Source organism: Rhodanobacter sp. FW106-PBR-R2A-1-15 (assembly GCF_058789735.1).
In genome coordinates this window covers 1-14,691 of sequence record NZ_JBYTEM010000009.1, presented here as the reverse complement: position 1 = coordinate 14,691, position 14,691 = coordinate 1, and the positions used below count along the sequence as shown (strand labels likewise).

10 protein-coding genes are annotated in these 14,691 nt (G+C 68.3%); 6 read left to right on the top strand and 4 right to left on the bottom strand.

From position 1 onward, the window contains the following. Nucleotides 1-3: 3 nt before the first annotated feature. The 3 genes from AC3WTD_RS06775 to grxD all read left to right on the top strand — a co-directional run bounded on the left by AC3WTD_RS06775 (nucleotide 4) and on the right by grxD (nucleotide 2,565). Entirely contained in the window at nucleotides 4-603 is a 600-nt protein-coding gene (locus AC3WTD_RS06775; RefSeq protein ID WP_492613315.1) for an SGNH/GDSL hydrolase family protein, read from the top strand. Between the two features lie 87 nt (nucleotides 604-690). Beyond that, the gene (locus tag AC3WTD_RS06770; protein WP_492613314.1) at nucleotides 691-1,563 is read left to right on the top strand and encodes a UDP-2,3-diacylglucosamine diphosphatase; all 873 of its coding nucleotides are present in this window, start codon (nucleotides 691-693) and stop codon (nucleotides 1,561-1,563) included. Between the two features lie 78 nt (nucleotides 1,564-1,641). Continuing rightward, on the top strand, nucleotides 1,642-2,565 hold the full coding sequence (grxD, locus tag AC3WTD_RS06765) for a Grx4 family monothiol glutaredoxin (protein ID WP_492613313.1): 924 nt from the start codon (nucleotides 1,642-1,644) through the stop codon (nucleotides 2,563-2,565). Nucleotides 2,566-2,640: 75 nt separating this feature from the next. Here the strand turns inward: grxD and AC3WTD_RS06760 are convergent, their stop codons facing one another. Next, nucleotides 2,641-3,966, bottom strand: coding sequence for an aspartyl/asparaginyl beta-hydroxylase domain-containing protein (locus tag AC3WTD_RS06760; RefSeq protein WP_492613312.1), 1,326 nt, complete (start codon nucleotides 3,964-3,966; stop codon nucleotides 2,641-2,643). 117 nt (nucleotides 3,967-4,083) lie between these two features. Between AC3WTD_RS06760 and AC3WTD_RS06755 the strand changes: the two genes are divergently transcribed. Together AC3WTD_RS06755 and AC3WTD_RS06750 are read left to right on the top strand one after the other, a co-directional pair. Continuing rightward, the gene (locus AC3WTD_RS06755; protein WP_492613311.1) at nucleotides 4,084-5,661 is read left to right on the top strand and encodes a tetratricopeptide repeat-containing sulfotransferase family protein; all 1,578 of its coding nucleotides are present in this window, start codon (nucleotides 4,084-4,086) and stop codon (nucleotides 5,659-5,661) included. Nucleotides 5,662-5,681: 20 nt separating this feature from the next. Next, complete coding sequence (locus AC3WTD_RS06750) at nucleotides 5,682-7,229, top strand: sulfotransferase family protein (protein WP_492613310.1); 1,548 nt, start codon at nucleotides 5,682-5,684, stop codon at nucleotides 7,227-7,229. A 3-nt stretch (nucleotides 7,230-7,232) separates the two neighbouring features. On the opposite strand, the gene AC3WTD_RS06745 is transcribed toward AC3WTD_RS06750, so the two are convergent. The 3 genes from AC3WTD_RS06745 to AC3WTD_RS06735 all read right to left on the bottom strand — a co-directional run bounded on the left by AC3WTD_RS06745 (nucleotide 7,233) and on the right by AC3WTD_RS06735 (nucleotide 13,454). Continuing rightward, nucleotides 7,233-9,062, bottom strand: a complete 1,830-nt coding sequence (locus AC3WTD_RS06745; RefSeq protein ID WP_492613309.1) for a tetratricopeptide repeat-containing sulfotransferase family protein — start codon at nucleotides 9,060-9,062, stop codon at nucleotides 7,233-7,235. Between the two features lie 86 nt (nucleotides 9,063-9,148). Beyond that, nucleotides 9,149-12,037, bottom strand: a complete 2,889-nt coding sequence (locus AC3WTD_RS06740) for a TonB-dependent receptor plug domain-containing protein (RefSeq protein ID WP_492613308.1) — start codon at nucleotides 12,035-12,037, stop codon at nucleotides 9,149-9,151. A gap of 625 nt (nucleotides 12,038-12,662) precedes the next feature. Next, the gene (locus AC3WTD_RS06735) at nucleotides 12,663-13,454 is read right to left on the bottom strand and encodes an AMP nucleosidase (RefSeq protein WP_492613307.1); all 792 of its coding nucleotides are present in this window, start codon (nucleotides 13,452-13,454) and stop codon (nucleotides 12,663-12,665) included. Nucleotides 13,455-13,658: 204 nt separating this feature from the next. On the opposite strand from AC3WTD_RS06735, the gene AC3WTD_RS06730 reads away from it, so the two are divergent. Continuing rightward, nucleotides 13,659-14,603: a DegV family protein gene (locus AC3WTD_RS06730; RefSeq protein WP_027492897.1), complete on the top strand. Its 945-nt coding sequence runs from the start codon at nucleotides 13,659-13,661 to the stop codon at nucleotides 14,601-14,603. Nucleotides 14,604-14,691 lie beyond the last annotated feature (88 nt).

The window sequence follows — 14,691 nt, the reverse complement described above, 5'->3', positions numbered from 1 at the left end:
CGCATGCCGAGCTGGCTCGCCCTCGGCGACTCCTACACCATCGGCGAAGCGGTGGCCACGCACGAGCGCTGGCCGGCCGTGCTGGCGCAGCGGCTGCGCCGGGCCGGCGCGCCGATCGGCGAGCCGCAGATCGTCGCCGTCACCGGCTGGACCACCGACGAACTGGCGCAGGGCATGGACGCCGCGCCGCTGGCGCCGCCCTACGCGCTGGTGACGCTGCAGATCGGCGTGAACAACCAGTACCGCGGCCGCCCGGCCGAGGACTACCGCAGCGAGTTCGCCGGCCTGCTGGCCCGCGCGATCACGCTGGCCGGCGAGCGCGCGACGCGGGTGGTGGTGGCGTCGATCCCCGACTGGGGCGTCACCCGCTTCGCCGCCGGGCAGGGCCACGACGGCGCGCGCATCGCCGCAGAACTGGATGCCTACAACGCGATCGCCGGCGACGCCTGCCGCCGCGCCGGCGTGCGTTTCGTCGACATCACCGGCATCTCGCGCCGACACCCCGAGCTGCTCGCCGAGGACGGCCTGCACCCTTCCGCCGCGCAGTACGTGCTGTGGGCGGAGGCGATCGAGCCGGGCGCGCGCGCGGCGCTTCGCTCCTGACCGCAACGACCCTGCAACCATTCCGCCATCGCACGGTGACGTGGCGATCGCACACTGGCGCCCCGGGCCACCACCGGGGAATGCGCCATGACCAGCCTGCACTGCCGCAGCGCCTTCATCTCCGACGTGCACCTGGGCACGCCGGACTGCAAGGCCGCCTACCTGCTCGACTTCCTGCGCCGGCTGCGCTGCGAGAAGCTCTACCTGGTCGGCGACATCGTCGATCTGGAGGCGCTGTCCCGCCGCCAGGGCTGGCGCGCCGAACACGGCGCGGTGATCGCCGAGGTGCTGGCGCTGGCGCGCCGCGGCGTCGAGGTGACCTACATCCCCGGCAACCACGACGCGCCCATGCGCAGCCTGCATGGGCAATGCATCGGCGGCGTGCGGATTGCGCTGGACGCCGTGCACATCGGCGCCGACGGTCGCCGCTACCGGGTCAGCCACGGCGACGAATTCGACCCGTGCGAGCTCGATCGAAGCCCGCTCGGCCGCCGCTGGATGCTGCAGCTCGGCGAGGCGATGCATCGACTCATCTGCTGGAGCAACCGCCGGCTGCATGCGCTGCGCCAACGGCTGGAACTGCCGTACCTGCCGCTGTCGATCATCCTCAAGTCGCGCATCGCGCGGGCGCTGGCGTATATCCGCGCCTACGAGCAGCGCGTGGCCGCCGATGCGCGCGAGCGCGGCTTCGACGGCCACATCTGCGGGCACATCCACTTTGGCCACGTGCGCGAGCTGGACGGCGTGCTCTATCTCAACGACGGCGACTGGGTCGAGCATTGCACCGCGCTGGTCGAGGACCATACCGGCGCCATGGAGCTGATCCACTGGAGCGAGCAGCCCACCGCGCTGGGCCGGGCCAGCCGCGAACTGGTGTGGCCCTCGCCGGCCGCGGTACTGGCGCTGGCGCCACTGGGCGCGCGCCGGCACGACCTTGGCGAACTGCACCGGGTCGCCTGAGGCGGGCGGGCTTGAAGGCCGGCGGGATCGCCGCATATCGGACGGCGTATCATTGTGCTTCTTCCCCCGGAGTTTCCTATGTCCCTCGACGCCGCCACCCGCGAACGTATTGAAACCCTGCTCAAGGACCACCGCGTGGTGCTGTTCATGAAGGGCGACCGCCAACAGCCGATGTGCGGCTTCTCCGCCGCCGCCACCAACACGCTGAACGAGCTGCTGCCGGAGTACCACACGGTCAATGTGCTGGACGATCCGGAAATCCGCGAAGGCATCAAGGCCTACGGCGACTGGCCGACCATCCCGCAGCTGTACGTCGAAGGCGAGCTGGTCGGCGGCGCCGACATCATCCGCCAGATGTACGGCAGCGGCGAGCTGCACGCGCTGTTCGGCATCGCCGCACCGGACCGTACCCCGCCGGAAATCACCATCACCGACGCCGCCGCCGAGGCGATCCGCCAGGGTACCGCCGGCGCGCAGGGCATGGCGCTGCACCTGGAGATCGGCCCCGACCACAGCGCCGGCTTCCAGCTGGCGCCGGCTGGCGAACACGACATCGTGGCCACGGCAAACGGGCTGGAGGTCCACTTCGACCCGGCCAGCGCGCAGCGCGCGAAGGGCATCGTAATCGACTGGGTCTCCACCGTGCAGGGCGAGGGCCTCAGCCTGAAGTTCCCCGGCGCCGTCGAGATCAAGTCGCTCAGTGTGCAGCAGCTGCAGCAGCGCCTGGCCGCCCATGACATCACCTTGGTCGACGTGCGCCCCGCCGCCGACCGCGCCGTGGCCGCGCCGCTGGCGCAGGCCCGGGTGCTGGAAGAGGAAGGCTACGAAAAGCTGGCCAGCCTGCCAAAGGACACCGCGCTGGCCTTCGTCTGCCACCACGGCATGTCCAGCCGCGCCATGGCCGAACGCTTCGCCGCGCACGGCTTCAGCAATCTGCACAACGTGGAAGGCGGCATGGACGCGTGGGCCAGCGAGATCGACCCGGGCGTGCCGCGCTACTGAGCGGCATCGCAGCCGGCCGACACGGGAAAACGGCGCCTCGAAGCGCCGTTTTCGCTGGAGCCGATGCGGCGCCGATCAGGCCGGGTCGGCGGCCAGCTCGCACGACGCGTTGAAGTCGCCGATGGCCTCAACCAGGTCGGTCACCGCCGCCCGCTCCGCCTCGGTCAGGTCGGGGTTCCAGCTGTCCAGGATCAGCACCACGCGGGTGAACGGACTGCGGTTCCAGGCCTCGTGCTCGAAGGTGTCGTCGAACGTGACGCAACTTCCCTCGCGCCAGGAGTGGATCTGCCCGGCCACGCGCAGCGCACAGTCGGACGGCACGATCAGCGGCAGGTGGGTGACCAGGCGGGTGTTGGTCACGCCGCGGTGCGGCAGGATATGGGTGCCCGGGCGCAGTACCGAAAACAGCGCTTCCGGCGCATGGTCGCGGATGCGCACCAGCGGCACCGCATCCAGCACGGCGCTGGTGCGCGGGCAGGCGGCGCAATGATCCTCATAGCGGTCGCCGTGGCGATGGAAGAAGTAGGCATCCCATGCGGCGGCGTGGCCATCCGACCCGCGCAGCATCGACTGCGCCTGGGCGGGGTCGTCCACGCCGAGGAAGGATTCCAGCGGCTGCTCGCTCGCCAGCACGGCCAGCAGTTCTTCACGCACCGCCGCAGCAGCCGCCTCCAGCGTCTCGTGCCAGGGAAAGCGCTCACGCAGATAGAACGGCTGGCTGGGGACGTCGGGAAAATAGAGGAACAGCGGACGCTGGCGCGGATCGATCGACGGCATCGGCTCCAGCCCGAGATGGATCGCCAGCGCACGATCCACCCGGCGCAGCTCGGAGCGGCCGTAACGCTCGCGCAACGGCTCCAGCGCCGCATCGAACAGGCGCCTGCGCCCGGCATTGGCATAACTCATGGCGTACTTCACCGGCTCGCGCAGGCCGGGCGCGGTGGTCGCGTCACTGAGCCAGCGGCCCTGCTCCTGCGCGCTGCGCACCGCCATGAAGTAGGCGGTCAGCGCCTGCTGCTCCTGCCCCAGCTGCTCCAGCGCGATACCCAGGCGCAACCGCGCCAGGAACATGCGCGGCGCCACCGCCAGCGCCCGTTGAAGGTAGCTGGCGGCGGCCTCGAAGTCGCCGCCGGCAAGATGCACGTTGCCCAGCTGGTGAGCCACGCCGGGATGGTCGGGATGCGCCCGCTCGGCCCGGTTCAGCAGCAGTATCGCCTGCGGCGCGTTGCGCTGAGCCAGCTCGCGGTCGGCCAGGAAGATCAGTGCGTCGACGTCATTGGGCTCGTACTCGAGCAATTGCCGACAGGAGGATTCCGCCGCCGCCATCTGTCCGCCCTGCAACTGCACGCGAACAGTCTCCCGCAATGACGACACGGGGTCGGGCGAAGAGGAAACGCTCATCGATGGTGCTCCGCGGGTTGTGCCATGCCACTGCCGCCCGCACGAAGCGGACCGTCGCCGAGCAGGCATAATAGCCGTTCGCGGCGCTGCCGCGCCCACCACACACACGGAGCCCGGATGTCGGCACGACTGCATGGCCTCACCCCTGACCTGACGCGGGCTGTATCCGCCGTCGCGCGGGCGCTCGACGACGGCCGTCTCGATGTCGCGACCGCGCGCATGGCGCCACTGCTCGCCGGCCAGCCCGATCACCCCGAAGTGCAGCGCCTGCACGCCGGCATCCTGGGCATGCAGGGGCGCCACCAGGAGGCCATCGCGCTGATGCGGACGGCACTCGCCGGCCACCCGGACGATCCGATCTACCTCAACACGCTGGCCACCCTGCTCGGCCAGGCCGGCGAATACGACGGCGCCATCGATGCCCTGCGGGCCGCCTGCCGGCTGCAGCCGGACATGGCGCTGGCCTGGTACAACCTCGGCGTGATGCTGACCCGCAGCGTGCGCAACGACGAGGCCGAGGCCGCCCTGCGCCGCGCGGTGGAACTCGACCCGCACGCCACCGACGCACGCGCACTGCGGGCGGACATGCTGCGCATGCGCGGGCAACCAGCCGAAGCCGCCGCCGAATACCGGCGTGTGCTGGCCGAACGGGCATGGGCCGGCATGGCGTGGTGGGGGCTGGCCGATCTGAAGACCACGCGCATGGGCGAGGCCGACGTCGCCGCCATGCGGGCCGCGCTGCGGGAACCGCGCGCCACCGACGACGACCGCATCGCGATCGGCTTCGCACTGGCGCGCGCGCTGGACGATCAGGGCCAGTACGCCGAATCACTGCAGGCGATCGCCACGGCGAACACCATCGCGCGGCGACGCCAGCAGTGGAACGCCGCCGGCTACTCGGCGGCGATCGACGCCCTGGCGGCGGCCTTCGATCCGCCGCCGGCGGGCGCGGACGAGCCCGGCCTGGGGCACGAGGCGATCTTCATCGTCGGCCTGCCGCGCTCCGGCTCCACGCTGGCCGAGCAGATCCTCGCCTCGCATCCGCAGGTGGAGGGCACCGGCGAGCTGCCGGACCTGCCGCAGGTGCTGGCCGAGGAGTCGCGCCGGCGCGGGCAGCCGTTTCCGCGCTGGGTGCCGCACATGCAGCCCACCGACTGGTCGCGACTTGGCCACCGCTATCTCGAACGCACGGCCCATTGGCGCAAGCACCGCCCGCGTTTCACCGACAAGCTGCCGAGCAACTGGATCTACGCCGAAGCCATCCGTGCCATGCTGCCGGGGGCGCGCATCGTCGGCTGCCGTCGCGACCCGCTGGAGACCTGCTTCTCCTGCTATCGCCAGCGCCTGGACAACAACGAGTACAGCCGCGACTTCGGCGACCTGGCCAGTTTCTGGCGCGACTGCGAGCGCAGCCTGCAGCGGCTCGCCGCGCGCCATCCGCAGGCAGTGCTGCTGCACGACTACGAGGCGCTGCTGGCCGAGCCGGAGGCCCGCATCCGCGCCTTGCTGGACTTCTGCGGGCTGCCGTTCGACCCGGCCTGCCTGAATTTCCATGAAAACACCCGCGAGGTGCGCTCGCCCAGCGCCAGCCAGGTGCGCCAGCCACTGCGCGGCGACACCGCGCACAGTACACGCTATGGCGCCCTGCTCGACCCGCTGCGCACCGCGCTCGGCCAGCCGCCCTGGCAGGCCTGAGCGCATCCGCGGAAGCGCCGATGACGCCGACCACGCCTGCACTTCCGGATGAGCAGCTGTTGCTGCAAGCCGCGCAGGCGCAGATATTGCGTGGCGACGTGGCGGCTGCGGCGAACACGCTGGAAGCGGCCGTCGCTGCTCATCCTGGATCCGACGAGCTTGCGCTGGCGCTCGCAGGCCTGGCGATCCAGCGGGGCGATCGACCCGGCGCCGAACGGCGCCTGCGAGGCATCCTGCAGCGCACGCCGGACCATCTGCCCGCCGCCTTCGTGCTGGCGCGCCTGCTGCGCGAACAGGGCCGGATGGTGGCCGCCGGCGAGGTGCTGACCAGTGCCTGCACGGCCGGCACGGCCAGCATCGAGCAGCGGATCACCGCAGTGGAGATGCTCGACGACTGCGGGCGCCAGGCGCAGGCGCTGCAGCTGTGCACGGACGCCTTCGCCCGCGGCCTTGACGATCCCCGCCTGCGCGCGCACGCCGGCGCGCTGGCATCGCAACTGGGACGTTTCGACGAGGCGCGCCTGCATCAGCAGGCAGCGCTGGCTGGCAGCCCGCTGGCGCTGGAATGGCACGTCCCGCTCGGCCTGGCCGGCCTGCAGCGCTACCGCGACCGCCAGCATCCGGACCTCGCGCTGTTCGAACACCACCTGGCGCGCAACGACCTGAGTCCGCATGCGCGCAGCGGCCTGCTGTTCGCACTGGGCAAGGCCTGCGACGATCTCGGCGAGCATGCCCGCGCCGCCGCTGCCTGGGCCGAGGCCAACCGCCTCGTGCGCGAACGGCAGCCATGGAACCGCAAGGCATGGCGGCGCAGCGTGGAACTGCGGCTGACGCGGCCGGCGCCGCCCGTCCAGCCGGCATGGGACCACGCGTGGACGCCTGTCTTCATCGTGGGCATGCCGCGGTCCGGCAGCACGCTGCTGGCCGAACAGCTGGCCCAACACCCGGCGGTGCGGCATCGCGGGGAGCTGCCCTGGCTGCCGACGCTAGCAGCACGCCTCGATGCCATCGCCTCGGAGCGCGAACGCGCCGCGCAGATGCCGCTGGCCGCCACGGCCTATGCGGCCCAACTGGTGCAGGACGATGCCCCCGCGCGCTGGTACATCGACAAGCAGCCGCACAACGACATGCACGTGGACCTGATCCTCGCGCTGTTCCCGCAGGCGCGGGTGATCCATTGCCGCCGCAACGCCCGGGACAACGCACTCTCGCTGTGGATGCAGTCGTTCCATCCCGGCACGCAGGACTTTGCCGGTGATTTCGCCGACATCGCGGCGGTCATCCACGGCACACGGCGGCTGATGGCGCACTGGCAACGGCGTTACCCGACCGCCGTGCGCGAAGTGCGTTATGAAGACCTAGTCGCCGACCCCACCGCCTGCATCGGCGCCCTGGCCGACTGGCTGGGGCTGCCCGCCGCCATCCCGCCCATGGCGCCCGGCCAGGAACGCGCCATCAACACGGCCAGCCTGTGGCAGGCGCGCCAGCCCGTGCACTCCCGCTCGGTGCAGCGCTGGCGCGCCTACGCCACACTGCTGCCGGAGCTTGCACGGATGGCGGACGACTGAGCATCAGCCACCAGCGGATTCGTCGGCGTCCGCGACCGAATAGCCCCAGTGCCGGAGCATCGGATCGAGGATCGGCAGCGCCGGTGCCAGCGCCTCGCGATAGCGCTTCCAGCGATCGAGCCCCTTGCGGTTCACCGGCTGGGTGACCTGTGCGTAGCTCGGCGTGGCGATGAAGCCCTTGTCGCGCGCGTGGCGATCGAAATGCAGCAGCGGCGTGGCGTCCTCCAGGCCGAGGAAGTCGGCGATGCGCCGCGTCTGTGCAGCCGGGTCGGCCACCAGATCCTCGTAGCGGGAAACGAACACGTTCGGCTGGAACAGCGCCACGTCGTGCAGCCAGCACTCCATCGCCGTCACGTAGGCGGTGGCCAGCTTCTCCATCGAGGCGCACGCCACCGCCAGCACGGCGGCGCGGAAGTTCTGCATGTAGTTGCTGACCAGCACGTCGCACGGATGGCGCAATGCGAGGATGAATTTCGCCTCGGGGAACAGCCGGTAGATCAGCGGCAGCCACAGCATGTTCAGCGGATTCTTGTCGACCAGCTGCGCGCTCCAGCGCCGCTGGATCTTCGAGCAGACCAGGCTCACGTAACCCTTGCGCAATTCGTCGCAGGCATGCTGGTCGAGCTTGTGCAGATCCTGCGGCACCGTGATGCCGTGATCGGCGAGCTGGTCGGAGAGAATCGTGAAGAACGGCCGCTCGTCCATCGACTGCAGTGCCGGATGGGCGTCGAGCATCAGTTCCAGCAGGGTCGTGCCCGAGCGCGGGTAGCCCACGATGAATACGGGCGAGCTCGTGCTGTCGGGCCCTTGCAGCACCGGCCAGCGCCGGAACTCCTCGGCGCCGATGCGTTCCACCGCGGCCGGAAGCACCGGCGCAGCGGGGTCGAAGCGACGCGGCGCGTTGCGCTTCAGCTCCTCGATCTGGCGCGCATGCGCCTCGTGCAGCGCGGCGATCGCGCCCGGGTAATCGCGCAGCTTGTCGCAGGCCTCGGCCAGGGAGAAGAAATGCGCATAGTCGTCGGCTGTGCGCGGTCCGGCTTGCTCAAGCAGCCGCCGCGCCTGCCCCGTTTGCCCGCGGCGCAACGCCAGCTTTGCGCGCTGGTGGACGATCTCCAGCTGCGCCTCGGCGTCCAGTGCCGGATGATTTCGCTCCACTTGGTCGAGTAGGGCCGCGCTGCCGTCGAGGTCGTTGACGCGTTCATAGACCGCGGCCAGCAACAGACGCGCCGGCAGATGGCCGGGGCTGCGCTCCAGCAGCTCCTCCAGCAACACACGGGCAATGTTCGCCTCGCCGAGCACCAGTTGCAGGTCGGCGAGTTCCAGCTGCAGCGGATCGTCCAGCGAGGTCCAGTCGCGCCAGGGACGGAGCAGCTCTTCCGCGCGCGAGTCGCGGCAGGCTGAACAGGCGCGCGCGGCATGAATGCGTACAGCCGGCGCTGCCGGGTCCAGCGCATGGGCGCGCAGCAGCGTGTCGCGGGCGGCCGGGTAATCCTTTCGTTCGAGCTGCAGCAGGCCCAGGTTGGTCAGCTGTTCCTCGTTGTCCGGCGCCAGTGCGATCGAACGCAGATAAGCGTTCTCGGCTTCCTGTACGCGCCCCGCCTCACGCAGCGCGGTCGCGTAATTGCCCCAGTGCAGCGAGTCGTCGGGGTGCTTCTGCGCCAAGGCCGCGTAAACCTCCAGCGCCTCGGCCAGGCGCCCCTGCTGCTGCAGGCCGATCGCCAGGAACAAGGCGAGGTCTGGATCGTCGGGACGCTCGGCCAGGGCGGCTCGGGAAAGGCGCTCCACCTCGGCCGGCCGGCCGCTTTGCAGGGCGCTGAGAATGTCGTTGATCACGGGAGAGGCAACTATCCAAAAAAGAAGAGCCGCGCGGGTTGCCCGCGCGGCTCGTCAGCTTCAGCTACTCAGTGCTGTCCAGTCAATCAGAACGACACTGTCACGCGGCCCCAGAAGTAGCGGCCCTGCAGGTCGAAGTCGCTCGGATCGGTGTTGGCGTTGAGGGTGTTGTTGGCGTACAGGAACGGCGGCTGCTTGTCGAACAGGTTGTTCACGCCAAAGTCCAGGCGCGTGTTGAACTGTTCGATGTTGTAGCCGATCGACACGTCGTTGTAGATCGTCGCGCCGTACTTGAACACCACGCCCGGCAGGTTCTGCACCGGGTTGGTGTCCTGCGACGGGCTCTTCGAGCCGTTGCGGAACGCGCCGATGTAGCGCATGCGCCAGGAAGCGCTCCAATCGCCCAGGTCCCAGTTCACGAAGCCGTTGCCGCGCCAGCGCGGGAACAGGCACACGCCGCCACCGCTCGGGCAGGTCGACGCCTGGCTGGAGCCGAACGGCATGAAGTGGCCGGCGTCGTGGAACACCGTGTTGGCACTGGTGCCCGGCGCGGTCTGCTGGTCATAGCGCGACATGTAGGTCCCATCCAGGCCCACCACGAACTTGCCGAACGAGAATTCCGGCAGCTTGTAGCGAGCCGAGAAGTCGACACCCGCCACGTCCGTGCGGCCCAGGTTGCCGGTCGGCTCGATGATCTGCGCGATCTGGCCGGGGTTGGCGCTGCCGGTCGGGAAGCGGCTGACCAGCGGGCAGTACTGGTTGAGGCCGGCGTAGCAGAGGTCGAGCACGGTCTGCGCGCCGATCGAGGAGATCGTGTCCTTCAGGTACAGGTGCCACGCGTCGACACTGAGCGACAGCCCCGGCACGTAGCTCGGCGAGTAGACGAGGCCGAGGTCGAACGACTTGCCCTTCTCCGGCCCCAGCGGGAACCCGGCGTACTTCGAGCCGGAGGAAATGCCCTTGATCTGCTGGCCGAGCGCCGCGTCCTGGTTGACGAAGCTGCCATCGGTCGGCACGCCCACGCAGGCCGGATTGGCGGTGGTGATGTGGTCGCAGGGGTCGCTGCTGAGCTTCGGTGCGTCGCTGATCGGCGCGCCGAAGACGTTGCCGATGGTCGGCGCACGGAACACCTCGGACACCGTGCCGCGCAGCAGCAGGTCGGTGATCGGGCGGTATTCCACCGCGAACTTCTTGTTGTTGGTGCTGCCGAAGGTGCTGTACTTCGAGTAGCGGTCACCGATGGTGACGTTCAGCGACTGTGCGAACGGCATGTCGGTCAGGATCGGCACGAACACCTCGGCGTAGGCCTCCTTCACGTTGTAGCCGCCACGCAGCGGCGAGCTGCACTGGCTGCCCAGGGTGCAGTTGCCGGTGGACGGATCGATCAGCAGCAGCGGATCGATTTCCGCGCGGGTGTACTCCTTGCGGTAGGAAGCGCCCGCGGCCAACTGCACGGTACCGGCCGGCAGATCGAACACGCCGCCGTTGACGTCGGCCGAGTACACGCGCTCGATGTTGAACTGGTTGCTGATCGCCGGCACCGCGGCCGCCTGGAGGGCTGCCACCGAGTTCGGGTCGAACAGGTTGAACGGGTTGAACGGCATGCAGCCGGCCGCGCCCGAATTGCAAACCACCTTGCCGGAGGCAGCATCCAGATGCGACGGACCCAGGTCCTTGTTGATCTTGTCCTGGTTCGGCAGGCCGCGGGTGATGGTCTGCTGCGAGAAGTGGCCGTAACTCATGCCCACGTCCCAGTTCCAGTCGTGGTTCAGCAGGTTGAAGTCACCCTTGAAACCGGTGTGGATCTGGTCGGTGGTGGTGCCGTAGTTGGCCGCGCGGCTGCCGGCGGACACCAGGCGTGCACGGTAGTCCAGACCGGCCGACGAATACTCCCGGCCGAACGGGTTGTAGTACGCATCCTTGGAGATCACCGCACCGTACAGGCTGCCCAGCAGCGCCGGGGCCAGCTGGAAGCCCGAGCTGGTCTTGTTGTGGTACGCGTCCATGTAGGCCTGGACGTGGTCGCCCAGGTTGTAGGTACCCTTCAGCCACAGGCTGGTGCGCTCCTGCGGGGTCTGGATCAGGTTGACCGCCGCATAGTTGTACTTGTCGGCATTGGTGAAGCAGTGGTAGTCGGTGGCGATGTTCTGGCCACTGGCGCCTGGATTCAGCGCCACGTTCTTGCAGTTGTACTGTCCCGGGCCGGTGCCCCGATACTGGGTCGGCAACTGGACGCGCCCGTAGGCCGGGAAGCTGGAGCCACCGACGTAGCTGTAGATCGGGGTCTGGCTGCTGCCGTAGATCGACACCGCGTTCTTGGAGAAGTCGCGGTTCTTGGCCAGCACGGCTTCGGTCTTGTTGTAGTCGACGCCGCCCATGATGCTGCCCTTGTCGGACGTCTGGCCGAACGTGAACCGGTAACCGGTCGTAGCGCCATCATTGTGGTCGGACTCGCCGTAGGTCGCCGAGAACTGGGCGCCCTGGTAGTCCTTCTTCAGGATGAAGTTGACCACGCCGCCGATCGCGTCGGAGCCGTACACCGAGGAGGCGCCGTCGGTCAGTACTTCGATGCGCTCGATCATGTCGGCCGGGATCGAGTTCGGATCGCTGTTGATGATGCGCTTGCCGTCGATCAGGATCAGGGTGCGTTGAGCGCCCAGGCCGCGCAGGCCGATGCTGCTGCCGCCGGTGCCGCCGCTGTTGTTGACCTGCGGGTTGATGTTGCCGCCGGTCACCGCCGGCAGCTGCTGCACGATGTCGCCCAGCGTCAGCTTGCCGGTGGCCTTGATCTGCGCGGCATCGATGGTCACGACCGGGTTGGACGTTTCCAGGTCCACGCGACGGATGTGCGAGCCGGTGACCACGACGGTCTGCAGTGTCTGGGCCTTTTCCTGGCTGGGCTTGCTCGTGTCCTGGCTACCCGTGTCCTGGGCGAAAACCGTGCCCGAGGTACCTACTGCGATGACCGCACCCAACGAAAGCGCGAGGCGGACTGATGAAGAAAGTTTTGTGACCCCAAGTTTCATGAAAACACCCTCCGATTAATTTTTGTCGTAAGCCGGAATCTGCATGAGTCCTGCCCCGAAACACCATCCGACCGGGTTGCCGAACCCCTGACCCGGGGAACCCAGACCGGGCCGATACTAACAGGCAAATAACACTCTGTGCGAGCTTGCATCACTGGCAGACCTTGCCGAGGCGGCTTGGTGGTCGTCCACGCGTCCCGCGGTTCGGCCGATGCAGCCGGCGTTCCGACGGCTACTGTATTACGCGGTGTTTACATCTTGTCAACTATTTCAAAACACGAAACTTCTTGCGTTTTGTGCCGGATCCGCCCCCGATAGCGGTGGCCACGCGATTCCACGCGAGCCCCGCGGCGTCCGATGGGCTCAGAGCTTGTGAAGAAAACCACATCCTGTGGTTTTCTTTGATCGCGAGTCCGGTACGCGCCCGGACTCGCTCACATGAAACAGTCACTGGCGTGACTGTTTCATGTCCGGGCATCGGGCAACTGCTCCTGCGTTGCCTCAACTCGGGCATCCATGCCCTCGCCATGCCCTCGCGGTGGCCGGTCTGAGAGGTTGAAAAAATCACAACCTCTCAGTCCGTCTCCGCCTCGGCCTCGAAACGCAGGTGCTTCACGCTGCGGCCGTTGCGGCGCACCAATTTGAGTGCCTCGATGCCGATGCGGATGTGCGCCTCGACGAATGCCGAGGTGATCCGGCGGTCGCTGGCCTCGGTCTTCACGCCTTCCGGGATCATCGGCTGGTCGGAAACCAGCAGCAGCGCGCCGCACGGGATGCGGTTGGCGAAGCCGGCGGCGAAGATGGTCGCGGTCTCCATGTCCACCGCCATGCAGCGGGTACGCCGCAGGTAGTCCTTGAACGCCTCGTCGTGCTCCCACACGCGCCGGTTGGTGGTGTACACCGTGCCGGTCCAGTAGTCGTGGCCGAGGTCGCGGATCATGGTGGAGACCGCGCGCTGCAGCTGGAACGCCGGCAACGCCGGCACCTCCGGCAGCAGGTAGTCGTTGCTGGTGCCCTCGCCACGGATTGCTGCGATCGGCAGCACCAGGTCGCCGAGCTGGTTCTTCTTCTTGACCCCGCCGCACTTGCCGAGGAACAGCGCGGCCTTCGGTCCGATCGCGCCAAGCAGGTCCATCATGGTGGCGGCGTTGGGGCTGCCCATGCCGAAATTGATCAGGGTGATGCCGTCGGCGGTGGCGCTCGGCATCGGTCGGTCGCGCCCCTGCACCTCCACGCTATGCCATTGCGCGAACAACTCCACGTAGTGGCCGAAGTTGGTCAGTAGGATGTGCTCGCCGAACTGTTCGAGCGGCACGCCGGTGTAGCGCGGCAGCCAATTGGAGACGATTTCCTGTTTGCTTTTCATGAGTGAAGCGATGCCCGGTGGGGTTGCCGGCGACGCCACGCCGGCGGGATGCCAGATCAGTTGCGCCATCTTAGAGCCTGTTCGCACGCACCCGGCGACGACGCTGCCGCACCGGCGTGCCACCGCGCGCGACCATCGGCGAATGCCGCTACAGCAGCCACCATGCTATGTTTCCCCTGCCATTGATGATCGGGGGGTCACGCGATGAGGATGGGCCTGGCAATCGATGCATCCTGCGACCTGCCGCAGGAATTCCTGCAGGAGCACCGTGTCGCGATCATGCCGATTACCGTGCGGCTGGACGGCGAGGTCTTCATGGACGACCGCAACGCGGCCGAGATCCAGCGCTTCATCGACCGCCGCCTGGGCCACCGCAGCCACTCGGCGGAGACCGAGCCCTGCCCGGTGGAAGAGGTGCAGAAGCTGTTCCTGGAAAAGCTGGTGCTGGAGCAGGATTGCGTGTTCTGCCTGACCATCACCGCTACCCGCAGCCCGATCAACGAGAACGTCAACAGGGCCAGCTTCGCGATCCTGAAGAACTACCGCCAGGTGCGCGAGAAGGCCGGCGTGACCGGTCCGTTCATGATGCGCGTGGTGGACACCGGCAACGTATTCACCGGCGCCGCCCCAGCCGTTTGTGAAGCGGCCCGGCTGATCGCCGCCAACGAGCCGCCGTCGACGATCCGCGAACGCCTGGTGCACATCGCCAACCACAGCTACGGCTACATGCTGCCGCGCGACCTGATCCACCTGCGCAACCGCATCAAGAAGCGCGGCGACCGCAGTGTCAGCCTGCTCAGCGCGATGGTGGGCACCGCGCTGGACATCAAGCCCATCCTGCGCTGCTTCCGCGGCGAGACCAGCCCGGTCGGCAAGGTGCGCGGTTTCGACCAGGGCGCAGAGGCACTGTTCGGCTACGTGGCGCGGCGGGTGCGCGCCGGCCTGCTGGTGCCGGTGGTCTGCGTCAGCTATGGCGGCGACCTGGAGATGCTGCCCCACTTGCCGGGCTATACCGAGCTGCGCCAAGCCTGTGCGGAATGCGGCGTCGAACTGATGGCGGCGCCGATGAGCATCACCGGCATGGTCAACGTGGGCGAAGGCGCGGTGACCGTCGGCTTTGCCGCCGAGGAGCACGAGGCCGAGTTCTGAGGCAGCCGCTCAGAGGGTGTCGACAAAACAATCAGCTTGCGAGTCTAGTGGCGAGGATACGCGCTTCGACTAACCAGACCCAAGCCAC